The organism is Streptomyces niger (genome assembly GCF_000718305.1).
Taxonomy (GTDB): Bacteria; Actinomycetota; Actinomycetes; order Streptomycetales; family Streptomycetaceae; genus Streptomyces; species Streptomyces niger.
The window spans coordinates 122,343-146,176 of the sequence record NZ_JOFQ01000012.1 but is presented as its reverse complement, the minus strand read 5'-3'; the positions used below and the strand labels follow the sequence as shown (position 1 = coordinate 146,176).

Sequence of the window (23,834 nt, the reverse complement as noted above, 5' to 3'; positions counted from 1 at the left end):
GTGGGCGGTTCACGATCGCTGCACCCCCCGCAATTAACTATCTAGTACGTTAACTCGCCGCCACCCGCCCCTCACGCCGGTGGCCCTCCCCCCGTGGAGCAGGCATGTCCGCTCTCTCGTCCGAGGCCGGGGCCCCGCCCCCCGCCCGGCCCCGCAAGGCCGCCGTCGCCGCCTGGATCGGCAGCGCGCTGGAGTACTACGACTTCTTCATCTACGGCAGCGCCGCCGCGCTGGTCTTCCCCAAGGTCTTCTTCGACCCGTCCGACCCGGCGACCGCCACGCTGATCTCGCTCGCGACCTTCGGCGTCGCCTACGCGGCGCGCCCGATCGGCGCGCTCTTCCTCGGCCACTTCGGCGACCGGCTCGGCCGCCGCAAGATCATGGTCTTCACCCTGATCCTGATGGGCCTGTCGACCTTCCTGATCGGCTGTTTGCCGACGTACGCGCAGGTCGGGACGGTCGCGCCGGTCCTGCTCGTCCTGATGCGCGTCCTGCAGGGCCTCTCCGCCGCCGGCGAGCAGGCCAGTGCCAATTCGATGACGCTGGAGCACGCGCCCGAGGACCGACGGGGGTACTACACGAGCTTCGCACTGAACGGCACCCAAGCGGGCCAGATCATCGCCACCCTGGTCTTCATCCCCGTCGCCGCGCTGCCCGAGGAGCAGCTCCACACCTGGGGCTGGCGCCTGCCGTTCCTGGTCAGCGTGGCCGTCACGGCCGCCGGGTACCTCATCCGGCGCAAGCTCTCGGAGACCCCGGTCTTCGAGCAGGCCGCGGCCGAGGACGCGGTGGCCAGGCTGCCGCTCGCGGACCTGCTCCGCAACCACTGGGCCGACGTGCTGCGGGTGATCGCGGCCGCCCTGATCGCCACCGTCAGCACGATCTTCTCGGTCTGGGCCCTGGCGTACGCGACCGGCGACGCGGTCGGCCTGGACAAGTCGGCGATGCTCTGGGTCGGCGTGCTCGCCAACGCGGTCGCGCTGCTCGCGATCCCGCTGTGGGCGAAGCTCTCGGACCGCATCGGCCGCAAGCCCGTCTTCCTGATCGGCTCGCTGGGCTCCGCCGTCATGATCTTCGTGTACCTGTGGGCGGTCTCCACCGGCAGCTACCCGCTGGTCTTCGTCACCGGCATCCTCTTCTTCGGCGTGGTCTACAGCGCGGCCAACGGCATCTGGCCGTCCTTCTACGGCGAGATGTTCCCGACCCGGGTCCGGCTGTCCGGCATGGCGATCGGCACGCAGATCGGCTTCGCGGTCGCAGGCTTCGCCGTGAGCATCGCCGAGCGGATCGCGGGCCCGGCCGGCGACAACTGGCTGGGCGTCGCCGCCTTCACCGCCGGCACCTGCGTGATCTGCTCGCTCGCCGTGCTGACGGGCCGGGAGACGTACCGGGTGCCGACCGTGCTGCTCGGCGAGAAGCCGGGCGTGCCCGAGGACAGCGGCAGCCCGGCCCGCACGGCCTCCGCCTGACCGGCGCCCGTTCCGGAGGGCCGCTGGCCCCCTTTTCCCCGCGGCCCTCCGCCGTCATAATTAACTAACTAGTACGTTCATAGCGCACCACCAGGGAGTCGCGTTGTCCACGCCCTCGTATCTGACCGGCCTCATCGGCTCCGGCATCGGCCCCTCACTGAGCCCGGCCCTGCACGAGCGGGAGGCCGACCGGCACGGCCTGCGGCTGCTCTACCGGACGCTCGACCTCGACACGCTGGGCGTGGCCGCCGAGTCCGTCGGCGATCTGATCGCCGCCGCCCGTACGCTCGGCTTCGATGGACTCAACATCACGCACCCCTGCAAGCAGCTGGTGATCGAGCACCTCGACGAGCTCTCGCCCGGCGCCGCCGAGCTGGGCGCGGTCAACACCGTCGTCTTCCGGGGCGGCCGGGCGATCGGTCACAACACCGACGTCACCGGCTTCACCCAGTCGTTCGCCCGCGGCCTGCCGGGCGCGGCGACGCGGCAGGTCGTCCAGATCGGCGCGGGCGGCGCCGGCTCCGCCGTGGCGCACGCCATGCTCTCGCTCGGCACCGACCTCCTCGTCCTCGTCGACACCGACCCGGCGCGGTCCGGGGCGCTCGCCGAGACGCTCGACGCCCGGTTCGGCGCCGGGCGCGCCACCACCGCCACCCCCGACGAACTGGCCGCCGTACTGTCCGGCGCCGACGGCCTGGTGCACGCCACGCCCACCGGCATGGCGGCCCACCCGGGCCTGCCGCTCCCCGCCGGGCTGCTCCGCGCCGACCTGTGGGTGGCCGAGGTCGTCTACCGCCCACTGGAGACCGAACTGCTGCGTACCGCCCGGGAGTTGGGTTGCCGGACGCTGGACGGCGGCGGCATGGCCGTCTTCCAGGCCGCCGACGCCTTCCGGCTCTTCACGGGCCTCGCGCCGCACGCCGAAGAAATGCTCGCCGACCTCGCCGACCTGGTCGGCGCGGCCGCGGTCTGAGGAGGCCACCATGCGCAAGTCCATCGCCACGGTGTCGCTGAGCGGCTCCCTCTCCGAGAAGCTCAGCGCAATCGCAGCGGCCGGGTTCGACGGCGTCGAGATCTTCGAGAACGACCTGGTGGCCGCCGCGCTCAGCCCCGAGGAGGTCCGGCTGCGCGCCGCCGACCTCGGCCTGTCGATCGACCTCTACCAGCCGTTCCGGGACGCCGAGGCGGTGCCGGAGGACGTCTTCGCACGCAACCTGCGGCGCGCCGAGCGGAAGTTCGCCGTCATGGAACGGCTCGGCGCCGACACGATGCTGGTGTGCTCCAGCGTCTCGCCGGACGCGCTCGACGACGACGCGCTCGCGGCCCGCCAGCTGCGCGCCCTCGCCGAGCGCGCCGCCGAGCACGGCATCCGCCTCGCGTACGAGGCGCTGGCCTGGGGCCGGCACGTCAACACCTACGACCATGCCTGGCGCATCGTCGAGCAGGCCGACCACCCGGCGCTCGGCACCTGCCTGGACAGCTTCCACATCCTCTCGCGCGGCTCCGACCCCAAGGGCATCGAGGACATCCCCGGCGAGAAGATCTTCTTCCTCCAGTTGGCGGACGCGCCCAGGCTGGCGATGGACGTCCTGCAGTGGAGCCGGCACTACCGCTGCTTCCCCGGCCAGGGCGGCTTCGACCTCGCCGGGCTGCTCGGCCACGTACTGCGTGCCGGTTACTCCGGTCCGCTCTCGCTGGAGGTCTTCAACGACGTGTTCCGGCAGGCGGACGCGGGCCGCACCGCCGTCGACGCGATGCGCTCGCTGATCGCCCTGGAAGAGGCGGCCGGGCTCAGCAGCCTGCCCGCGCCGGTCGTCCCGGACGGCTTCGCCTTCGCCGAACTGGCCGCGGCCGACACCGAACCGCTGCGCTCCCTGCTCGGTTCGCTCGGCTTCACCCGCACCGGCCGGCACACCGGCGGCAAACCGGTGGAGCTGTGGCAGCAGGGCGCGGCCCGGGTGCTGCTCAACACCGTGAGCGGCACCCGCCGCGACGGCCCTGGCCTGGTCGCCCTCGGCCTGGAGAGCCCGGAGCCGGCCGCCGCCGTACGCCGCGCCGAGTCGCTGCGGGCGCCCGTCGTGCCGCGCCGCCGCGCGCCCGGGGACGTACCGCTGGACGCGGTGGCCGCGCCGGACGACACCGAGCTGTTCTTCTGCCGCACCGACCGGGACGACCACCCGAGCTGGACGGCGGACTTCGGCGCCCCGGCCGCGCCGGACGGCGGCGCCGGCATCACCCGCATCGACCACGTCGCGCTCACCCAGCCCTGGCACCACTTCGACGAGGCCGCCCTCTTCTACGCGAGCGTGCTGGGCCTGCGGCCGAACGAGAGCCTGGACCTCGCCGACCCCTACGGCCTCTTCCGCAGCCGCGCCGTCGCGAACGCCGCCGGCTCCCTGCGCATCGCCCTGAACGTCGCGCCCGTACCAGGTGAGCGGGGAGTCCGGCCGCAGCACATCGCACTGGCCACCGACGACCTCCTCACGACCGCGCGCCGGGCCCGGGAGAACGGCGCCGCCCTCCTGCCGATCCCGGAGAACTACTACGACGACCTGGACGCGCGGTACGCGCTCGCGCCCGAGACCCTGGCGGCCTTCCGCGAGCTGGGTGTCCTCTACGAACGGGACGCGGACGGCGGGGAGTTCCTGCACTGCTACACCGTCACCGTCGGCCGGGTCTTCTTCGAGCTCGTGGAGCGGCGCGGCGGCTACCAGGGCTACGGCGCGGCCAACGCCACGGTACGGCTGGCGGCCCAGCACACGGCCGGCCTTCGGTGATGCATCAACAGCCTTGTTTCATAAGGTAGTTCACAGGTCCCTCCCAGGAACCTTCGGTACCGTGCGGAACATGACAGAAGAGAGCGCACCTCTTTTCAGCCGCCGCCGGCTCCTGGCCGCGGGCGGCGCCGGTATCGCCGTCGCGGGTCTCGGTGGGGCCGCCCTGGCCGGCGACGCGTCGGCCGAGGAGCCCGCCACCACGGACTGCCTCCGCCTCACGAAGGAGTCCATCGAGGGCCCGTACTACCTCGACTACGACAAGTACCGTTCCGACGTCACCGAGGGGAAGCCGGGCGTCCCGCTGACGCTCCGCATCCGCGTCCTCGACTCCGTGCACTGCCGCCCCCTGTCCCGGGTGGCCGTCGACATCTGGCACTGCGACGCGCTCGGCGTCTACTCCAGCTACGAGGAGGCGTCCTCCGGCGGCGGCACCACACCGCCGGCCGGCACCCCGACCGCCGACCCCACCGGCCCGCCGCCCGGCGGTGGCGGCGGGCACGTCGAGCCGGACAGCGACACCACCTACCTGCGCGGCTTCCAGCTGACCGACCGGGCGGGCTGGGTCACCTTCCGGACGGTCTTCCCCGGCTGGTACCGGGGCCGGGCCGTGCACATCCACACCAAGGTGCACGTCGACGGGGAGTTCACGGGCGGCAAGTACGTGGGCGGCACCGACTGCCACACCGGGCAGCTCTACTTCCCCGAGAAGGCCATCGAGGCCGTCGCACGCACGCAGCCGTACGCCACCAACACCACCGAGCGCACCACCAACGCCGAGGACATGCTCCACACGGGCGACACCGCGGCCGACGGCATGCTCGCGCTGCGGTACGACGAGCGGCGGGTGGGGCGCGGCGTGCACGCGGCGATCACCCTGGGCGTGGATCCGGACGCCGAGCACGACGGTCAGGACGGCGGTTTCCCGGCCCCGACCTCGTCTCCCTCGGCCTAGCGGCCACCGGCCACCTGGCCCGCCCCCTGCGTCTGCTCGTCCACCTCCACCGCGGAGGAGCGGCGGTTCCAGGCGCGGGGGGCGCGCCAGTGGAAGCGGAGGGCGAGCAGTCGGACGGCGAAGGCGACGACGGCCGCGAGGGCGCTGGTGCCGGGGTTGAGGGTGCGGAACTCGATGCACAGCGCGACGATGGCCGCGCCGACGATGGCGGGCACGGCGTAGAGGTCACGGTCCCAGCGGACCAGCGAGGGCACTTCGTTGGCGATGATGTCGCGCAGCACGCCGCCGCCGACCGCCGTGGCCATGCCGAGGGTGGCGGAGGCGGTGAGGCCGAGGCCGTACTCGTACGCCTTGGTGGTGCCGGCGACGGTGAAGAGGCCGAGGCCGGCCGCGTCGAAGACGTTGACCCCGGTCTGGATCCGCTGCACCTGCGGATGCAGGAAGAAGACGAGGACCGCCGCGACCAGCGGGGTGAGGAAGTACCCGAGGTCGGTGAAGGCGGCCGGCGGCACGGCCCCGATGATCAGGTCGCGGAACAGCCCGCCGCCCAGCGCGGTCACCTCGGCGAGCACCGCGATGCCGAAGATGTCGAAGTTCTTGCGTACAGCGAGCAGCGCACCGGAGATCGCGAAGACGAAGATCCCGATGAGTTCGAGCGTGTGCTGGACGGTGGGCGTGAACAGTTGCTGGAGCACACGGCATTCTTACGTGCGAACGGGAAAACGGGCCGTGACGTTCCACACTCCGGGCGGATCGCCCACCGCGGGGCACACCGGCGGCCCGCCGGTCAGCTGATCTGGCGGCGGACCAGTTCGTGGAAGAGGCCGCCGGTGTCGGCGAGCAGGTCGGCGGGGGTGCCCTGCTGGGCGACCCGGCCGTCCGCCATGACGATCACCCGGTCGGCGTCCATGATCGTGGAGAGCCGGTGGGCGATGACGACGCGGGTGGCGTTCAGCTGGCGGGTGCTCTCGGTCACCACCCGCTGCGTCTCGTTGTCCAGCGCGCTGGTGGCCTCGTCGAAGAAGAGGATGCGCGGCCGCCGGATCAGCGCCTGGGCGATCATCAGCCGCTGCCGCTGGCCACCGGAGATCGAGCCGCCGCCGTCGGAGAGCATGGTGTGCATGCCCATCGGCATCCGCTTGATGTCCTCGGCCAGGCCCGCCATCTCCGCGGCCGCCCACGCCTCCTCCTGCGTGAACATCTCGGCGCCGCAGATGCAGTCCAGGATGGAGCCGTTGAAGGGCTGCGCGTTCTGCAGCACCACGCCGCACTGCCGGCGTACGGCGGCCTGGTCCAGCGCCGCCAGGTCCTGGCCGTCGTACAGGACGCTGCCGGCGGCCGGCCGGTCGAAGCCGATGAGGAGGCGCAGCAGGGTGGACTTGCCGCAGCCGCTGGCGCCGACGACGGCGACGAACTCGCCGGGCCGCACCTGGAAGGACACGTCGTCCAGGACCAGCGGCCCGTCGTCGGAGTAGCGGAAGGACAGGCCGCGGGCCTCCAGGGCGCCGGTGAGGGTGCCGGGCCGGGTGGAGCCGCCGCGGACCTCGGGCCGCTCGTCGAGCACCGGCTTGATCTGCTCGAACATCGGCAGCACGGCGGCGGCCTGGAGGAACGCGCCGGTCAGCTGGGTCACCGCGGACAGCATCATGGTCACGGCGGTGTTGAAGGTGAGGAAGGCGCCGGCCGACAGCACACCGCGGGCCGGGCCCGCGAGCAGCATGAACATCACCAGAGTGCACAGCGGCAGGTAGATCGCGTTGAGCACGGTGGTGAGGTTCTTGATCCGGCCGACCTTCTGCTGCAGCTCCCGGCTGCGCGCGAACTCCCCCGCCCACGCGCCGTACGCGAAGGACTCGGCGGCCGCGACGCGCAGCTTCGGCAGCCCGCGCAGGGTCTGGAACGCCTGGTTGTTGAGCTTGTTGGTCAGCTCGATCAGGCGGCGCTGGTAGCGCAGCTGCCACAGCCCGAGCAGCAGGAAGACCGCGGCGATGGCGACCAGCATGGCGATCGCGACGACGGCCAGCTTCGGGCTGTAGACCAGCAGCAGGACGAGGTTCATGGTGCCGACCGTGCAGGCCTGCACCGCGATCGAGCCGATACCGGACAGGATGCGGCGGATGCCGCTGATCCCCATCGCGGCACTGGCCAGCTCGCCGGTGGAGCGCTCGCTGAAGAACTTGGTGGGCAGCCGCAGCAGCCGGTCCCAGACGGCCGGCTGGAGGGTGGACTCGATGCGTCCTTCGATGCGCAGGATGGAGGTGTTCTCCAGCAGCATGAAGACCGCGGCGACCAGGCTCGTGACGATCAGCGCGAGGGTCGTCTGGACGATGAGGCCGCGCTCGGCGTTGGGCACGTACTCGCCCAGCACCTTGCCGGTGGCGATGGGCACCAGCGCGCCCAGCACCACCGCGACCAGCCCGCCGATGGCGAGGTTGCGCAGGTCCAGCCGGGTGCCGCGCATCGCGAAGCGGGCCAGTCGCAGGGGGCCCATCGGGCGGTCCGGCAGCGGCGCGTAGAGCATGACGCCGCGCGGTTCGATCACCGCGGCGGTCTCGGCGTCGAGGCGGGTGCGCGTGCCGCTCGCGCTGACCGCTTCGTAGCGGCCGCGGCGCCACAGCAGCGCGACCGGTTCGCCGGTCTCGGTGCGGTGGCCGACCAGCGGGCCACTGTTCTCCTTCCACCACCGGCCGTCGAGCTTGACGACGCGGGTGCGGATGCGGGAGCTGACGGCGATCCGCTCGACCGGGCTCAGCCGGTCGTCGGTCGTGCCGCCCTCCTTGGGCGAGGTCAGCGCGATGCCGGCGGCGTCGGCGACCTTGCGGCACACGGCGAGCGTGGCGTCGTCGCTGGCGCCGGTGCGCGCGCCGCCGCGGCCCGGCCCGCCGATGGAGGAGATCAGGGTCCGGTCGGCCTGCGAGCGGGCTGCCTCACCCGCCTCGATGCCGGCCGCCGTACGGTCCTCGTGGGCGCGCTCCAGCCGCTCGATCCAGCGGTCCAGGGCCGACAGCAGCCGGTACTGCTGGTCGACCATGCGCTGCCACATCGTGCCGTCGATGAGCAGGTCGGCGGCGGCCTCGGCGCTGTAGTGCGCGCCGTACTGGAGGCTGCCGGGCTCGACCTGCATCCACAGGATGTTCTCGTCGGCCGCGCCCTGCGGATCGAGGACCCCGTCCGCCTCGGCGGTCTCGTACTCGCCGTCCAGCGGCGCCTCGAACAGCACCCGCTGACTGCGCCCGACACCGCGCGCGAAGGCGTCCTCCAGCGGGCTGAGCGCACCGTCGTACGCGGCGTCGCCCGAATACGGGGCCTGCCCCACGTACCGGCCGTACGCGTCGTACTCCGCGTAGCCGCCGTACTCGGGCCGGAACAGCTCGCGCAGCGCGATGCGGCGGACCGCGCAGCCCTGCAGGGGCCGGCCGACGAGGGTGTGCTGCGGGCCCTCGACGGGGCCGAGGAGCACGGTGCCGGGCGCGAGCCGGCCGAGGAAGTACCAGTGGCCCTGCTGCGCCGCGTCGACCGCGAAGAGGTCCATGGCCCCGGCGGTGACCAGCCACAGCACGTGCGGCCCTTCGAGGGGCAGGTTGCGCAGGCCCGTGAGGTCGGCCTCGGTGCCGAGCCCGCCCAGGGCGTGCAGCACGCTGTCGTCGGCGGCCGCACCGGCGGCCGCGGGGTGAGAGGTCGTCACCTCAGGACTCCTTGACCAACTCTGCGTACGCGCCCTGGGCGGCCACCAGGTCCTCGTGCCGCCCGCGCTCGACGACCGTGCCGTGGTCCAGGACCACGATCTCGTCGCTGTCGCGCACGGTGCTCAGGCGGTGCGCGATGACGACGCAGGCACAGCCCAGGCGCCGCAGGTTGTCCATGATGATCTGTTCGGTCTCCGCGTCCAGGGCGCTGGTGACCTCGTCCAGGACGAGGATGGAGGGGCGCCGGACCAGGGCGCGGGCGATCTCCAGGCGCTGCCGCTGGCCGCCGGAGAAGTTCCGGCCGTCCTGCTCGACGCGGCTGTGGATGCCGCCGGGGCGGCGGGCCACCACGTCGTAGGCAGCGGCGTTCTTCAGCGCCTCGATGACGGCCTCGTCGGGGATCGAGGGGTCCCAGAGCGCCACGTTGTCGCGGACGGTGCCCTCGAAGAGGAAGACGTCCTGGTCGACGAAGGAGACCGAGGAGGCCAGCGCGCCGCGGGAGATCTCCTCCAGCCGCTGCCCGTCGATGTGGATGGTGCCCTCCCACGGGCGGTACAGGCCGGATATCAGCCGGGAGACGGTGGACTTGCCGCTGCCGGAGCCGCCGACGAGGGCGACCTGCTGGCCGGGGCCGACGGTCAGCGAGAAGTCGGTGAGCAGCGGCTTGTCCAGCGGGCTGTACCCGAAGGTGATGCTGGTCAGCTCCACGTGGCCCTTGAGGCGGCGGGTGCTCGCGACCGGCTCGGGCCGGGTGTAGAGGGAGTCCACGGGGAAGGACTCGACGTCCTTCAGGCGGGCCACGTCGGCGGCGAAGTCCTGGATGCGGCCCGCCATGCCGTTGAGCCGGGTGATGGGCTGGGTGAAGTTGGTGACCAGCGCCTGGAAGGCGACGAGCAGACCCACCGACATGTGGCCCTCGACGGCGCGCAGCCCGCCGATGTAGAGGATCAGCGCGCTGTTGAGGGCGGCGAGGGTGGGCGCGACGACGGCGAGCCAGGCGGTGGGCACGCCGAGCCGCTGCTGCCCGTCCAGGGTGGTGGCGTGCTGACCGGCCCAGCGGCGGAAGTAGCCGTTCTCGCCGCCGGTGGCCTTCATCGTCTCGATGAGCTGGAGGCCGCTGTAGGAGGTGTTGGTGAGCCGGGCGGTGTCGGCGCGCAGCTTCTGCGTCCCCGTGGCGCGCATCCGTACGACGATGCGCATCGCGGCGACGTTGAGCAGCGCCACGGCCACGCCGATGAGGGTGAGCTGCGGGTCGTAGGACCACAGCAGCACGGCGTAGAGGACGACGACGACGGCGTCCACGGCGGCCGCTGCGATGTCGCGGGCCAGGGTCTCGGCGACGGTGTCGTTGGACTGCAGCCGCTGGACGAGGTCGGCGGGGTTGCGCTGGGCGAAGAAGGTGACCGGCAGCCGGAGCAGGTGGCGCAGGAAGCGGGCGCTGCTCAGGGTGGAGGAGATGATGCGGCCGCGCAGCAGGTTCGCCTGTTGCAGCGCGGTGAGCGCGGCGGTGAGGAGAAGCGTGGTGCCCATCGACGCGAACAACACGCCGAGCAGCGACGTCTGGTCGCCGATCAGGAACATGTCGATGTACGTACGGCTCAGCGCGGGCACCGTCGCGCCGACCACGACCAGCAGGAAGCTGGCGAGGACGGCGGCGAGCATGGTGCCGGAGGTGCCGCGCAGCCGGGGCGGCAGGGCGCCGAGGACGCCCGGCTTCCGGCCGCCCTTGCGGAACTCCTCGCCGGGCTCGAAGGTCAGCACCACGCCGGTGAAGCTGGTGTCGAAGTCCTCGGCGGGCACGAAGCGGCGGCCCCGGTCGGGGTCGTTGATGAACGCGCCCCGGCGGCCGAAGCGGCGGCCCATGCCGTCAAAGACGACGTAGTGGTTGAACTCCCAGAAGAGGATGGCCGGGGACCGCACCTCGGCGAGGGCCGCGGGCTCCATCTGCATGCCCTTGGCCGTCAGCCCGTAGGCGCGGGCCGCCTTGAGAAGGTTGGAGGCGCGGGAGCCGTCGCGGGAGACGCCGCAGGCAATGCGCAGCTCCTCCAGCGGGACGTGCCGGCCGTAGTGGCCGAGGACCATGGCGAGCGAGGCGGCGCCGCACTCCACGGCCTCCATCTGGAGGACGGTGGGCGTGCGGACGGTACGGCCGGTGCCCTTCGCGGGCCTGGGGTCGGTGCGGCGCCGGTCGGGCTTGGCGTTCGGGCGGTGCCGGCCGCGGCCGCCGGGCGGCAGCGGGGGCGTCGCCGGTGCTTCGGGCTGCGCGGTCACGGGAGGAGCCAATCGATCGGGCGCTGCGCGGTCAGGTGGACCGCACCGGTGACGGGTGTCATGGAGCCGATCGCGTTCGGCGGCCCGTCGGCGGTGGACCACTTGTAGCCGGACTTGGTGTCCGCGCGGTCCAGCTCGACGAGGACGGCGACGGGCTGGCCGTGCGCGGTGAACTGCTCGGCCAGTTCGCGGTCGCCGAGGAAGGCGGCGATCTGCCGGCTGCTCTGCGGGGCCCGGCCGACCGCCTTGACCTTGCCGCGCAGCACGCCGTACTGCTGCGTGGGCACGGACTGGACGGTGAGGTCGACGGTGGCGCCGACGGGGACGGTGGCGGCGCTGCGGCTGGGTACGTACGCCATGGCCACCAGCGGTTCGTGGGCGTTGCTGATGCGCTCGACGCTCGCGACGTCGGCGCCGACGGTGACCACCGAGCCGATCTTGCCGACCAGGCTGGTGACGCGGCCGGGCGCGACGGCGCGGACGGCGCGGTCGCCCTGCGCGGTGCGGACCTTGAGGACCGGCGCCCCGGCGCGCAGCGTCTGGCCCTCCTTGGCGAAGACTCCGGTGACCTGGCCGGCGACCGGGCTCTGCAGGACGTAGCTGCCCTGGGGGTGGGTGAGGATGCCGGGCGCGGTCAGCTTGGAGGACACCGACCCGGTGAACGCCCAGAAGGCTGCGGCGGCCATCACGATGACGGTGACGGCGAGGACGAGGCCACCCTGCGGCCGGGCGTAGCGCACGGGCAGGTCGAGCTCTTCAGGCGACTGGAGCTTGGCCAGCGCCTTTTGCCGGAACTGCACGGAACTTTTCCCTCGACTGCTTTTGCCTCGATCAACGCGGATGCGCCCACCAAAGGGCAGCGAAGAAAAAGGCGACCCAATGGGACACGGACGACACGGGCGACATGGCACCCCTATGAGGCAGGAAAATACCCGCCGTTCGGCCATGCCGAGCCATGACCGTAACACAGGCGGAAAAGCCCGCACTTGACGGGAGAAGGAGAAATCGGTCATTGACGTCCGAGAGCCCCGGAACGAATGCTCCGGGGCTCACGGCAAACCTATGGATACGGACATGTACGCATAGGTCGAGTCATGCCTGCGGCAATAGTGCCGACAGTGACCGTGGGTCTCAGAGACCGGCGACGACGCCGTTCACGTTGACGCCGGTGGCCTGCTGCACGGTGCCGGTGACGGTGCCGAGCACGTTGCCGACGGTGCCGCCGGTCACGCCGTCGACGGTGCCGACGACGGAGTCGGCCACGGGGCCGACGACGCCGAGGCCACCGGCGATGTTGTCCAGCTCGGCGTCGGCGATCTCAGCGGTCTCGACCTGGGGGGTGAAGTCCATGACTTGCGCTTCCCTTCAATTGCTGTGGGACGTACTCGAATAACGCGGGGCAGCGGCAGAACATCACCAGGCCGTCGAAAGAGCGGCCCGGCACCGGACGGAAACCGCGGGCATTCGCCGGACCCTCGCGTCGAAATGATCCAAGCACGCCAACTGGTAGCGCGGCCAACCCGCTTGCACCGGTCACTCGGCATATTCCACCGTCTCCGGACGATCGCGTGCAGTTTTGTGCACGCCTTGGTGACGACTCCTTCACAAGGTCGTTTATGCGCGGCGGAACGGCCGCGCGTACACGCCGGACCCATTCGGACATACCCGCGTCAAGCCCCGGACGCCCACTCGCGCTCGCGCGCCGTCGGGCACACGCCGTGCCGCTGATGCGCGGGCGATGTGGAGATTCTTTGAAACCCGCCTGCGCGGCTCAACCTCGGACGTGTGACGGCGTCCCCGCAGGTGCGCACGCGTGTCCGCAGCCACGCCTCAGGAGACCGACACCCCGCCGGGGAGCGCGGCGCGCCAGCCCCGCAGCGTCTCCAGCACCCGTTCCAGCTCGCCGGTGATCCGGTCCAGGTCGCCGGCGGTCCGCGCGTCGCAGGAGTACGGCAGGCGCCCCTCCGCCTCGATCACGCCCACCTCGACCACCGGGGACGTCCGGCCCGAGGAGCCTTCTTCGCACATGATGTGAAAGAGGAGTTGCGGGAAGCTCCGCTCGGGCTGTGCCGAAATGTTCCAGCTGACCGGCTCCGCCAGATGCATGATCCCCTCCCGACCGTCGGCCTCGGCCGCGGTGTGGACACGGTGGCACCACACCGGGCACATCACAGGCCGTACGGCCAGGGTCACGGGATCCAGCACGTCATCCGTCATGAGCACATTATCCGGTCATATCTCCGAAAATGCGCTTGTGCACACCGCGCATGCGGCCGTTCGGGGGTGTCTCTGCTGTTCGGGGGTGTCCCTGCCGTGTGGGGGTGCGGCCCCCGGCTCAGCCGGAGGCGCGGACGAGCAGTTGGGGGGCGAGGCGGATGGCGCGGCTCGGCCCCGCGCCATCGGACGGGCCCCCGTCCGCCGAGCGTTCCGCGAGCAACCGGGCTGCCTCCGCCGCGAGTTCGGTGACCGGCTGCCGGACCGTGGTGAGCGCCGGGTCGGCCAGGCCCGCCAACGGCACGTCGTCGAAGCCGGTGACCGCGACCTCGCCGGGCACGTCGGCGCCCAGCTGGCGGAGCCGCTGGAGGGCGCCGACGGCGATCAGGTCGTTGGCGCAGACGACGGCGTCCGGGCGGGACGGCCAGATGCGGTCGACGGCCGCGCGCCCCCAGGCCACGGAGAAGTCGCCCAGTTCGACCCGGCCGGGCGCCTCCGGGTCCAGCGCCGCGGCGCCCGCCTCGTACGCGGCACGCCGCTCGGCCGCCGTGGTGGTCGTACCGGCGGCGCCCACGAACCACGGGCGGCGCCGGCCGGCGGCCGCCAGGTGGTCCAGCACCAGCTGCATGCCGGCCGCGTTGTCCACCGCGACCGAGTCGGCGACGCCCGGGCCGCAGCCGCGGTCCAGCAGGACCACCGGCACCCGCCGGGCCGCGTCCGCCACCGCCTCCCGGCTGCGCCGCTCGTCGACCGGTATCAGCAGCAGCGCGTCCACCTGACGGTCCAGGAACTCCGCGATCCGGGCCGCCTCGGTCGCCGGGTCGTCGTCGCAGTCGGCGAGGAGCACGGCCCGCCCGGCGGCGTGCAGCGCGTGCTCCAGCTCCTGCACGAGGGCGGGGAAGAAGGGGTTGGTGATCTGCGGGAGGACCAGGCCGACGGTGCCGGTGGCGCGGCGGCGCAGCGCGCGGGCGACATGGTTGGGGCGGTAGCCCAGACGCTCGGCGGCCTCCCGTACGGTGCGGGCGGTCTCGGCCCCGACGGGGCGGGTGCCGGCGAGCACGCGGGAGACGGTGGCGACGGAGCAGCCCGAGGCGCGGGCGACGTCCTTGAGGGTGACTTCGGCCACGGGCGTGCCCTTCGCTCGGCTCGGCTGAGCCGCCCGCACCGGCGTACGCTGCGGAAACGGCGGGCAAACGTTATCACCGGGATGCCGCCGTGATCTGTGGGATGAATCATTGACAAGTGCCCCGGTATGCGGGTGAACTCTTCGCGACACATCGGAGAACGATTTCCCATCGCATCCTCCGGGGTCACCGCACCACCGTTCAACAGGGCAAAGGGGCTCATCCGTTGGCCAGAAAGATCATCCTCGACTGCGACCCGGGGCACGACGACGCGATCGCCATGCTGCTGGCCCACGGCAACCCCGACATCGAGCTGGTCGCCGTGACCACCGTCGTCGGCAACCAGACGCTGGAGAAGGTCACCCGCAACGCGCTGTCCGTGGCGCGCATCGCGGGCATCACCGACGTGCCGTTCGCGGCCGGCTGCCCGCGTCCCCTCGTACGGACCATCGAGACCGCACCCGACATCCACGGGGAGACCGGCCTGGACGGGCCCGTGCTGCCGGACCCGACGTGCGTCCTGGACGAGCGGCACGCCGTCGACCTGATCATCGACACCGTGATGTCCCACGAGCCGGGCGAGATCACCATCGTGCCGACCGCGGGCCTGACCAACATCGCGCTGGCGGCCCGCAAGGAGCCGCGCATCGTCGAGCGGGTCCGCGAGGTCGTCCTGATGGGCGGCGGCTACCACGAGGGCAACTGGAGCGCGGTCGCCGAGTTCAACATCATCATCGACCCCGAGGCCGCGCACATCGTCTTCAACGCGGGCTGGCCGGTCACCATGGTCGGCCTGGACCTCACCCACCAGGCGCTCGCCACCCCCGAGGTCGCCGAGCGGATCGCCGCGCTGGGCACCAAGCCCGGCAAGTTCGTCGAGGAGCTGCTGGAGTTCTTCGGCACCGCCTACCGGGACCACCAGGGCTTCGAGTCGCCGCCGGTGCACGACCCGTGCGCGGTCGCGTACGTGATCGACCCGGACGTGATGACCGTGCGCCGCGCCCCCGTGGACATCGAGCTGACCGGCACCCTCACCAAGGGCATGACCGTCACGGACTTCCGCGCCCCGGCGCCCGCCGACTGCAAGACGCAGGTCGCGGTCAAGCTGGACCACGGCCGCTTCTGGGACCTCGTCGTGGACGCGCTGGAGCGGATCGGCGATCCGGAGCTGCTCGGCGAGAACCCGCAGAAGCCCGGGGACGTCCTCGCATGAACGCGTCCACCACGGCCGGACCGCCCCCCGGCGGCCTGACGGAGCGGCCCGGCGTCCGGGTCGGCGTCCTGGTCACGGCGCTGCTGGCGGCGTGCTTCGCCTTCCAGCTCAACGCGTCCATGCTGAGCCCCGCGCTGAAGAGCATCGAGGACAGCCTGCACGCCACCTCGGCGGAGATCGGTCTCACCCAGACCGCGTTCTTCACCTCGGCGGCGCTCTTCTCGCTGTTCCTGCCGCGGCTGGGCGACGTCATCGGCCGCCGCAAGGTACTGGCCGGGATGATGGCCCTGATGGTGCTCGGCTGCGTCATCGCGGCGTTCGCGACGAGCGTGCCGATGCTGTTCGTGGGCCGGGTCATCCAGGGCGTGAGCGGCCCGACCGTACCGCTCTGCCTGATCATGCTGCGGGTGGAGGTCACCGAGCCGAAGAAGTACGGCACCCTGCTCGGCGTGATCACCGCGGTCAACGGCGGCATCGCCGGCGTGGACTCGCTCGCCGGCGGCTACCTCGCCGACCACTACGGCTTCGGCTCGGTCTTCTGGGCCATGGCCGTCGTCGCGGCGGTCGCCGCGGTCCTGGTGGCCACCCTCACCCGCGAGTCCACCGCGCCCGTGAAGAGCCGGATGGACTGGCCCGGCGTCGTCCTCCTCGTCGTCTCGGTCGGCGCGCTGCTGACCGCGTTCAACGAGGCCGGCAAGCTGGCCGCCGCGAACTGGCCGCTGATCGCCGTGCTCGCCGTGGTCGCCGCGCTCGCCTTCGCGCTGTTCTGGCGTACGGAGGGCCGCAGCGGGCACCCGCTGGTCGCCACCCACCACCTCAAGCAGCGCTCGACCTGGGCCCTGCTGCTGACCACGGTCCTCACCATGACCGGCGTCTTCGCCGTCATGAACGGGCTGATCCCGGCCTTCGCGCAGGACGCCCACGCGGGCCTGGGCATGTCGGCCGAGGCGTCGGCGTGGTGGACCCTCACCCCGTACGCGCTCGCCGGCCTCGCGATGGGCCCGGTGGCGGGCCGCCTCTCCGCGACCTTCGGGTACGGCCGCATCCTGCGGTTCGGGCTCGTCGGCACGGTGGTGGCGATCGTGCTGCTCATCGTCACGAGCGGCAGCCTCTCGCGGGTGCTGCTCCTGGTGCTGTCCCTCCTGGTCGGCATCACGTACGCGGGCGTGGCCAACATCGTGCTCAACGGGCTCGGCATCGTCCTGTCCCCGCGCGAGAACCCGGGCTTCCTGCCCGGCCTGAACGCGGGCGCGTTCAACCTGGGTGCGGGGCTGAGCTTCGCGGTCCTGTACGCGGTGAAGACGGCCGCCGTTCCGGCGAACCCTGGGTCGACCTCGGACTACACGGCCGCGATGATCGCGGGTGTGGTCGTCATCGCTCTCGCGTTCATGACGTCCTTCCTGATCCCCAAGCCGGTGTCCGCCGAGGCGGACGGGTAGCCGACGCAGCGCCGTAGGGGTGCAGGGGACTGCCCGGGCCCGCCACCATCGTGGTCGCTCGCGCCCCTGCGGCGGAGCCGCGTATCGGCACGGCCCGCGCCCCTTATGGGCGCAGGTACGCGCCCAGGCGCTCGATCGCTGACGGGTTGCGGGGGCTTTCCACCAGGTCCGCGTAGTCCAGCGTGATGATGCGCCTGTGCTTGATCGCGGAGACGTTCGCCAGCGGCTTGTAGTGCAGCAGGAAGTCCTTCTTGCGGGCGGCCGAGGTGTCTCCGTAGTCGTTGATGACGATGACGTCCGGGTCCCGCTCGACGACGGTCTCCCAGCCCACGGTCGTCCAGGAGTCCGCGAGGTCGTGGGTGATGCTGCGGCCGCCCGCCTTGGCGATGATGTCGTCGGGCGCCGCGTACCGCCCCGCCGTGAACGGCTTGTCCTGGCCGCTGTCGTACAGGAACACGCTCGGCCGGGCGGCCCCCTTCGGCGCCTTCTTCCGTACGTCCGCGACCCGGCTCTTGAAGTCCGCGATCAGCTCCCGGGCCCGGTCCTGCACGCCGAACAGCTTTCCGAGCCGGTCGAGGTCCGTGTAGAGGGCGTCCAGCGGCGGCATGACGCCGCGCGCCGAGCCGTGGCCGTTGCGGCAGGACTCGGTGAGGACGTAGGAGTCGATGCCGAACTTCTTCAGGGACGCCGGGGTGGCCCCGTTCTCGCCGAAGCCGTAGCCCCAGCCCGCGAACACCAGGTCGGCGTGGGCGTCGACGGCCATCTCCTTGGTGATGGCCCCCTTGGACAGCCACTTCGTCTTCTTGTACGCGCCCTTCCAGGGCACGTGGTCCAGGTCGCCCTTGTCGTCCGGCATGACGTAGCCGGCCATCCGGTCCTCAAGACCCAGCGCGAACATGATCTCGGTGATGCCGACGTCGTTGGTGACCACCCGCTCGGGCACCTTGTCGTAGGTGACCTTCTTCCCGCAGTTCTCGATGGTGACGGGGTGCTGTCCGGTGGCCTTGCCGTCCCCGGACGGGGCGGCGACGCGCGCCCCGCAGCCGGTGAGCGCGAGGACGAGGCAGAGGGTGCCGGCGAGGGCCGCCGCCGGGCGGATACGGGTCACGGACATGCGGGCTCCTGGTCGGGGAGTTCGGTGGGGTCGATGCGGTCGAAGAGCAGTTGGACGGCGCCGGTGACCGGGTGCGTGACGCGGTGCGCCCGGACGCCGAACACCTCGGCCAGCAGCCGTGGTCGCAGGACGTCGTGCGGCGGGCCGGCGGCGGCGACGCGGCCGCCGTCGAGCACGTACAGCAGGTCGCAGTGGCTCGCGGCGAGGTTCAGGTCGTGCAGCGCGGCGAGCACCGTCAGGCCGCTGTCGCGTACCAGGGACAGCACGTCCAGCTGGTGGGAGATGTCCAGGTGGTTGGTGGGCTCGTCGAGGACGAGGACCCGCGGCTGCTGGGCGAGGGCCCGGGCGATCAGTACGCGCTGCTTCTCGCCGCCGGAGAGCGAGCGGAAGCCGCGCCCCGCGAGGTGCCCGGCGCCGACCCGGTCCAGCGCGTCGGCGCACAGCGCGGCGTCCCCGGACGGGCGGCCGGCGAACGGGCCGCCGCGGTGGTGCGGCAGTCGGCCCATCGCCACCACCTCGGCCGCGGTGAAGTCGAATTCGGCGGCGGACTCCTGGGGCAGCGCGGCCAGCCGGCGCGCGGCAGCCCGTGCGTCCATCGCGTGCAGGTCGTCGCCGTCCAGCCGGACCGTGCCCGCGGTGGGGCGCAGGGCCCGGTAGACGCAGCGCAGCAGCGTGGACTTGCCGCTGCCGTTGGGCCCGACCACGCCCACGACCTGCCCGGCGTCGGCGCGCACCGTGATGTCCTCGACGATCCGGCTGCCCGCGAGCTCGACCGTCACCCCTTCGACGTCGACGCGCATCAGCGGCCACCCCCGAACGCGTAGCCGCCGCGCCGCATGAGCAGCAGGAAGCATGGCACGCCGAGCACGGCGGTGACCACGCCGACCGGGATCTCGGCGGGCGCCAGCAGCAGCCGGGAGACGATGTCCGCCCAGACCAGCAGCACGGCCCCGGCGAGTGGCGCGAGGACCAGCACCCGCCGGTGGTCGGCGCCGACCAGCATCCGTACGACGTGCGGCACCATCAGGCCGACGAACCCGATCGCGCCGGAGACCGCGACGACCGCGGCGGTGACGGCGGCGGTGACCACGAACAGTTCGGTGCGCAGCCGGCCCGCGCGCACGCCGAGGGCGGCGGCGGTCTCGTCGCCCATCGCGAGCGCGTTGAGCTGCCCGGCCCGAGTACCGAGGTACACCGTCCCGGCGAGCACGGTGACCGCGGCGAGCGGCACCGATCCCCAGGTCGCGCCGCCCAGGCTGCCGAGCAGCCACATCATCGCGGACCTGGCCGCCTCGCCGCGCTCGGCGCGGAAGACCATCAGCGTGGTGAGCGCGGAGAAGCCGTACGACAGGGCGGTGCCGGACAGCACCAGTCGCAGCGGCGTCAGCCCGTACGCGGTGCGGGCCGCCAGGTAGACGAGCACCATCGCGGCCAGGGCCGAGACGAACGCGGAGACGGACAGCGCCCATACGCCCAGCGCGGCGAACGCGCCGAGCAGCAGGACGGCGTTGGCGCCGACCGCGGCGCCGGAGGAGACGCCGAGCACGAAGGGGTCGGCGAGCGCGTTGCGCACCATGGCCTGCACGGCCACGCCGACCGAGGCGAGCCCCGCGCCGACCACCGCGGCGAGGACGGCGCGGGGCAGCCGGATCTCCCAGACGATCGTGTAGGCGGCGACCTCGTCGCTCCGTATCGTCCCGCCCGTCAGCCCGGCGGTCAGGAAGTGCAGCGTCTCGCCCCACGACACCCCGGCCGAGCCGAGGCCGACGCCGCACACGAGGGAGCCCAGCAGCAGAACGGCGCACACGGCGGCGGAGGCGGGCACCGGGAGGCGGCGAAGCGCGGGCGGTCCGGCCGCGGCGGGTGCCGGGGCGGTGGATATGGCGGGCACGGGCGGGCGTCCTTCACCTCGGGCCGCGTCCGTACGCACAGGGGGCCGCGCTCCAGGTGCCGACCGGGCCCCGTCGCGTCATCCCTCTCGCAGTCCGCGGCGAGCAGTCGGGAATGTGCCACCCCGCGGGTCATCGGACTCACGCGAACACCCCGCACGACCCCCGTCACGGGACCGTGCCGCGCCCTCGCGCACACCGTTGCGGGTCAGCGCCGGACTCTCACCGGACTTCCCCCACGGGACACACCGGCAGCCTAACAGCGGACAAGACGGGCAGGTCGGGGGCCGGGGCCGGGATGTGCAGCGGCCCGGGCCCCCGCGTGGTGCGCGGGGAGCCCGGGCCGGTCCCGCGGGTCGGTGCTCCGGTTCCAGTGCCTCGCGGTCACTCCATCGGTTTCAGTGCTCCGCCGTGGTAGCGGACCGCCGGGTTCCAGAGGAGGAAGGAGTGGATGCCGTCGTCCGCCGCGGCGCGGATCTGGGCGGCCACTTCGGCGTCGCCGTAGGAGACGCCGAGGGAGAAGTCCTGGAGCCAGGGGACGATCTGCGCGTCGGTGTGGCGGGTCTTCTTCACGAAGTCGGCGAGGGACTTCTTGGTGATGGGGTAGGGGTGGGAGTTGGGGTCGGAGACGCCGTACTCACCGGCGGCCCAGTGCGAGGGGTAGACCATCGGCGCGATGTAGTCGGTCTGCTCGGCGAGCTTGCCGATGTCCTGGGCGATCTCCTTCGGGCGGGTGACCGCGACGCCGAAGACCGAGACGCCGAGGAAGGCGCCGTGTTCGCGGGCGACCGTGCGGGTCTGCGCGACCAGGTGCGCTATCGAGTCCTCCGGCGAGGTCTTGCCGAGGCCGGGGAAGGACATCGTGCTGATCTTGCCGTCCGGGCGGCGGATGTAGTCGTAGAGGATGTCGTCGAAGCCGAGCTTCGCGGCCTCGGTGGCGAGGTCGAGGTGGTACTGGCGGACCTCCTTGTCGGCGAAGTTGGTGAAGGACAGCGAGCCGTATTTGGAGCCGCCGCCGTACGGGCCGCCGTCGGGGGTTTGGACGACGCGGTCGCGGTGGCCGTCCTTCCAGGAGGCGGAGGCCAGGATCGGGTCGCGGAAGGCGACGATGCGGCCGACGACCGAGCCGCCCGCCGCGTGGATCTCCTTGATGGCCTTCTTGGCGTCGTAGTAGCCCTTGGCGGCGCCGATCTTCTTGGCCAGCGGCACCTTGGAGTCGTAGCCGATCTCGCCCAGCTCGTCCTTGATGTCGAGCTGGACCGCGTTCAGTTTGTGCTCCTTCAGCAGCTTCAGCACCGGCTTGCGCAGCTGGTCGGAGGCCCAGGCCTGGCCGCTGACGTGCACCGCGCGCAGCTCGGGCCGGCGGACGGTGATCACCGCGTCCGCCCGCGCGGTGTTCCCGGCCTCGTCGGTGGCCACGGCCGTGGCCTCGGCCGGCGGCCGCGGAAGGGTCACGGTGAACGTGCCGTCCTTCGCCACGTGCGCCTTCCGGCCCGCGACGGTCACCTCGGTGGCGTCCTGCGCTCGGCCCTTGACCGTGACCGGGCCGCGCAGGCTGCGGCCCTCGGTGTCGGCGACCGTGAGTTTCGGCGGTGTGGTGTCGACCGTCAGCCGGCGGGTGAGTTCGGAGCCGCCGAACATGGATCCTTCGGAGGCCACCTTCAGCTCGTGCGTGCCGTCGCGCAGGCCGCTCAGACCCACCGTCAGGTGACGGCCCGTCGACCGCACCGGCATCCGCTTGCCGTCCACGGTGACTTCCGCGCCGTGCAGCGACTCCCCGTCCGGCGCCGTCACCTCCACCCCGTGCTTGCCGACGTCGGCGTTCACCACGCCGCCGGCGGACGCGCCGGCCAGCTGAAAGTCGACGCCGCTGTGCTGCCGTACGAGGAGCACGCCGCCGACGACCAGGACCATGGCCAGTACCCCGGCCAGCAGGATGACGAGCGGTCTGCGCGCGGCGCGGCCACGGGAGGAATCCGCGGAAGCAGAAGAAGTCGATGAAGCGGACACGGAAGTGTTGTCCGAGGTGTTGCGGAAAAGCTTCTTCCAGTTGAGCCGCATAGGCACACGTCCCTTTCAGGAGGTCTGGTGCATCTCCGTAGCCGTCGTCCCGTCCCCCTCCGCCGACCCGGCCTCGTCGTCCTCTCCCTGCTGACGCTGGCCGCTTCAGCCGTCTCCTGTGCCGGGTCCCGTGGTGGCGCGCCACCGCCGGAACACCCGGCTCCGAAAACCACCGGTGGTCGGCAGGATGCCCCCTCGGCACGGCCCGAACACCCCTCGCATTCGAAGTCCCCCGCCTCGGTGCACGCCAATGAGCTCGGCGCGGTACCGGTCCTGATGTACCACCAGATGGTCAAGGATCCGTCCAGCCCCTACGACCGCAAGCCGTCGGAGCTCCGCGCGGAGCTGGAGCGGCTGGCCGAAGAGGACTACGTCCCGGTCACCGCGGGCGCGTACAGCACGGGAAAGATCGACATACCGGCCGGGCGGCACCCCGTCGTCCTCACCTTCGACGACTCCACCGACAGCCAGTTCGCGCTCGGCAAGGACGGCGAGCCGAAGCCGGACTCCGCGGTCGGCATTCTGCGTGATGTGGCCGGGCGCCATCCGGGTTTCACGCCGACCGCCACCCTCTTCGTGAACGGCGACGCGTTCCCCGCCACCGGCACGAAGAAGGCGCTGCGCTGGCTGCACGGTCACGGTTTCGAGGTCGGCAACCACACCCTGGACCACGCCAACCTGCGGGACGGCTCCGCCGGGCAGGCGCAGCACCAGATAGCCGCCGGCCAGCAGGTCGTCACCAAGAGCGTGCCCGGCGCGAAGGTCACCTCGCTGGCCCTGCCGTTCGGTGTCCAGCCGAACCCACCGGAGCTGGATCTGAAGGGCGCGGCGGACGGCGTGAAGTACGCGTACGCCGGTGCCTACCTCGTGGGTGCGGGGCCGGCCCCCTCGCCGTACGCCACCTCCTTCGACCCGGTCGGCATACCGCGGATCAGGTCGACCGGCGCGCACGGGCAGGACGCCGCATTCGGTTCCTCGCACTGGTTGGACGAGCTGCGTGACGGTGGGGTGAAGCGGTACACCTCGGACGGCGATCCGGACCGGGTCTCCTATCCGAAGTCGTCCTCGGACCGGCCCGCGAAGGAGTTCAAGGAGCGGGCCCGGCCGTACTGACCGGGCTACCGGGGCGGACAGCAGCACAATGGGGCGCGCACGACATCGCACGCGCCCCATTGCACGGTCCGGCACCGCGCGGTCGAACACCGCACGGTCCGGCACCGCGCGGTCCCCGGGTCGCTACGCCTCGCTCGTGGACACCAGCGGGAACGGCTCCCGGCTCACCCGCTGCGCGTCGTCCAGCGCCCGCCGGGCCTGTGCGTTCCGCGGCGCGATGACGTGGAACGCGGTGCCCAGCGCCCGGGCCCGCCGGAAGACCCTGACCAGCGCCGGCACCCCGCAGCAGGCACACACCCGGGAGCAGGCGGCGAGGTCCACCAGGAGGCTCGCCGCGCCGCGGTTGAGGAGGATGAGCATCTCCTCACGGGTCTGGACGACGCGGGCGCAGTCGAACTCCGGCGGGCGGAGCACGACGGCCCCGCCACTCGACTGACTGCACCAGGGAGACAGGGGAGGACTGGACATCACTGCTCCTGAACGGCCGGGCCGGCGCGCCGCGCCGGCGGGAA

General features: G+C 72.2%; 19 protein-coding genes. 7 read left to right on the top strand and 12 right to left on the bottom strand.

Features of this window, described 5'->3' with window-relative positions; translation table 11 throughout:
- Positions 1–104 precede the first annotated feature (104 nt).
- The 4 genes from IF20_RS23730 (at position 105) to IF20_RS23715 (ending at position 5,198) form a co-directional block, all read left to right on the top strand.
- Positions 105–1,469 carry an MFS transporter gene (locus IF20_RS23730; RefSeq protein ID WP_052867299.1) on the top strand — a complete coding sequence of 455 codons (1,365 nt, stop codon included), beginning with the start codon at positions 105–107 and terminating at the stop codon, positions 1,467–1,469.
- Between the two features lie 103 nt (positions 1,470–1,572).
- A complete protein-coding gene (locus IF20_RS23725; protein ID WP_052867298.1) occupies positions 1,573–2,442 on the top strand; it encodes a shikimate dehydrogenase in 870 nt (289 codons plus the stop codon).
- 10 nt (positions 2,443–2,452) lie between these two features.
- Entirely contained in the window at positions 2,453–4,246 is a 1,794-nt protein-coding gene (locus IF20_RS23720) for a bifunctional sugar phosphate isomerase/epimerase/4-hydroxyphenylpyruvate dioxygenase family protein (RefSeq protein ID WP_052867297.1), read from the top strand.
- A gap of 70 nt (positions 4,247–4,316) precedes the next feature.
- Positions 4,317–5,198, top strand: coding sequence for an intradiol ring-cleavage dioxygenase (locus IF20_RS23715; RefSeq protein ID WP_052867407.1), 882 nt, complete (start codon positions 4,317–4,319; stop codon positions 5,196–5,198).
- On the opposite strand, the gene IF20_RS23710 is transcribed toward IF20_RS23715, so the two are convergent.
- The 7 genes from IF20_RS23710 to IF20_RS23680 all read right to left on the bottom strand — a co-directional run bounded on the left by IF20_RS23710 (position 5,195) and on the right by IF20_RS23680 (position 14,495).
- Positions 5,195–5,893 (bottom strand): trimeric intracellular cation channel family protein, encoded by a 699-nt coding sequence (locus tag IF20_RS23710; protein WP_052867296.1) that lies wholly within the window; start codon positions 5,891–5,893, stop codon positions 5,195–5,197. The genes IF20_RS23715 and IF20_RS23710 overlap by 4 nt on opposite strands.
- A 92-nt stretch (positions 5,894–5,985) precedes the next feature.
- Complete coding sequence (locus IF20_RS23705; protein WP_052867295.1) at positions 5,986–8,883, bottom strand: NHLP bacteriocin export ABC transporter permease/ATPase subunit; 2,898 nt, start codon at positions 8,881–8,883, stop codon at positions 5,986–5,988.
- Position 8,884: 1 nt separating this feature from the next.
- Positions 8,885–11,155 (bottom strand): NHLP family bacteriocin export ABC transporter peptidase/permease/ATPase subunit, encoded by a 2,271-nt coding sequence (locus tag IF20_RS23700; protein WP_110944471.1) that lies wholly within the window; start codon positions 11,153–11,155, stop codon positions 8,885–8,887.
- Positions 11,152–11,955: an HlyD family efflux transporter periplasmic adaptor subunit gene (locus IF20_RS23695; protein WP_052867294.1), complete on the bottom strand. Its 804-nt coding sequence runs from the start codon at positions 11,953–11,955 to the stop codon at positions 11,152–11,154. Before IF20_RS23695 ends, IF20_RS23700 begins: the two co-directional genes overlap by 4 nt.
- A 331-nt stretch (positions 11,956–12,286) precedes the next feature.
- Positions 12,287–12,505 (bottom strand): hypothetical protein, encoded by a 219-nt coding sequence (locus IF20_RS23690; RefSeq protein ID WP_030610889.1) that lies wholly within the window; start codon positions 12,503–12,505, stop codon positions 12,287–12,289.
- A gap of 480 nt (positions 12,506–12,985) precedes the next feature.
- On the bottom strand, positions 12,986–13,372 hold the full coding sequence (locus IF20_RS23685; protein ID WP_052867293.1) for a DUF6907 domain-containing protein: 387 nt from the start codon (positions 13,370–13,372) through the stop codon (positions 12,986–12,988).
- A 118-nt stretch (positions 13,373–13,490) separates the two neighbouring features.
- Positions 13,491–14,495 carry a LacI family DNA-binding transcriptional regulator gene (locus IF20_RS23680; protein WP_052867292.1) on the bottom strand — a complete coding sequence of 335 codons (1,005 nt, stop codon included), beginning with the start codon at positions 14,493–14,495 and terminating at the stop codon, positions 13,491–13,493.
- Positions 14,496–14,719: 224 nt separating this feature from the next.
- Here IF20_RS23680 and uriH point away from each other — a divergent pair, with 224 nt between their 5' ends.
- A complete protein-coding gene (gene uriH / locus IF20_RS23675; protein WP_052867291.1) occupies positions 14,720–15,706 on the top strand; it encodes a uridine-preferring nucleoside hydrolase UriH in 987 nt (328 codons plus the stop codon).
- The gene (uriT, locus tag IF20_RS23670) at positions 15,703–17,145 is read left to right on the top strand and encodes a uridine transporter UriT (protein WP_052867290.1); all 1,443 of its coding nucleotides are present in this window, start codon (positions 15,703–15,705) and stop codon (positions 17,143–17,145) included. Before uriH ends, uriT begins: the two co-directional genes overlap by 4 nt.
- Before the next feature lie 103 nt (positions 17,146–17,248).
- On the opposite strand, the gene IF20_RS23665 is transcribed toward uriT, so the two are convergent.
- From IF20_RS23665 to IF20_RS23650, 4 genes are all read right to left on the bottom strand, one after another.
- Entirely contained in the window at positions 17,249–18,259 is a 1,011-nt protein-coding gene (locus tag IF20_RS23665; protein WP_052867289.1) for an ABC transporter substrate-binding protein, read from the bottom strand.
- Complete coding sequence (locus IF20_RS23660) at positions 18,250–19,059, bottom strand: ABC transporter ATP-binding protein (protein ID WP_052867288.1); 810 nt, start codon at positions 19,057–19,059, stop codon at positions 18,250–18,252. The genes IF20_RS23665 and IF20_RS23660 overlap by 10 nt, the downstream gene beginning before the upstream one ends.
- Entirely contained in the window at positions 19,059–20,141 is a 1,083-nt protein-coding gene (locus tag IF20_RS23655) for a FecCD family ABC transporter permease (RefSeq protein ID WP_052867405.1), read from the bottom strand. Before IF20_RS23655 ends, IF20_RS23660 begins: the two co-directional genes overlap by 1 nt.
- Before the next feature lie 391 nt (positions 20,142–20,532).
- Positions 20,533–22,158 carry a putative glycoside hydrolase gene (locus tag IF20_RS23650; protein ID WP_234426789.1) on the bottom strand — a complete coding sequence of 542 codons (1,626 nt, stop codon included), beginning with the start codon at positions 22,156–22,158 and terminating at the stop codon, positions 20,533–20,535.
- Between the two features lie 291 nt (positions 22,159–22,449).
- Here IF20_RS23650 and IF20_RS23645 point away from each other — a divergent pair, with 291 nt between their 5' ends.
- Positions 22,450–23,322: a polysaccharide deacetylase family protein gene (locus IF20_RS23645; protein WP_052867287.1), complete on the top strand. Its 873-nt coding sequence runs from the start codon at positions 22,450–22,452 to the stop codon at positions 23,320–23,322.
- A 123-nt stretch (positions 23,323–23,445) separates the two neighbouring features.
- On the opposite strand, the gene IF20_RS23640 is transcribed toward IF20_RS23645, so the two are convergent.
- Complete coding sequence (locus IF20_RS23640; RefSeq protein WP_199896716.1) at positions 23,446–23,790, bottom strand: STAS domain-containing protein; 345 nt, start codon at positions 23,788–23,790, stop codon at positions 23,446–23,448.
- Positions 23,791–23,834: the final 44 nt, after the last annotated feature.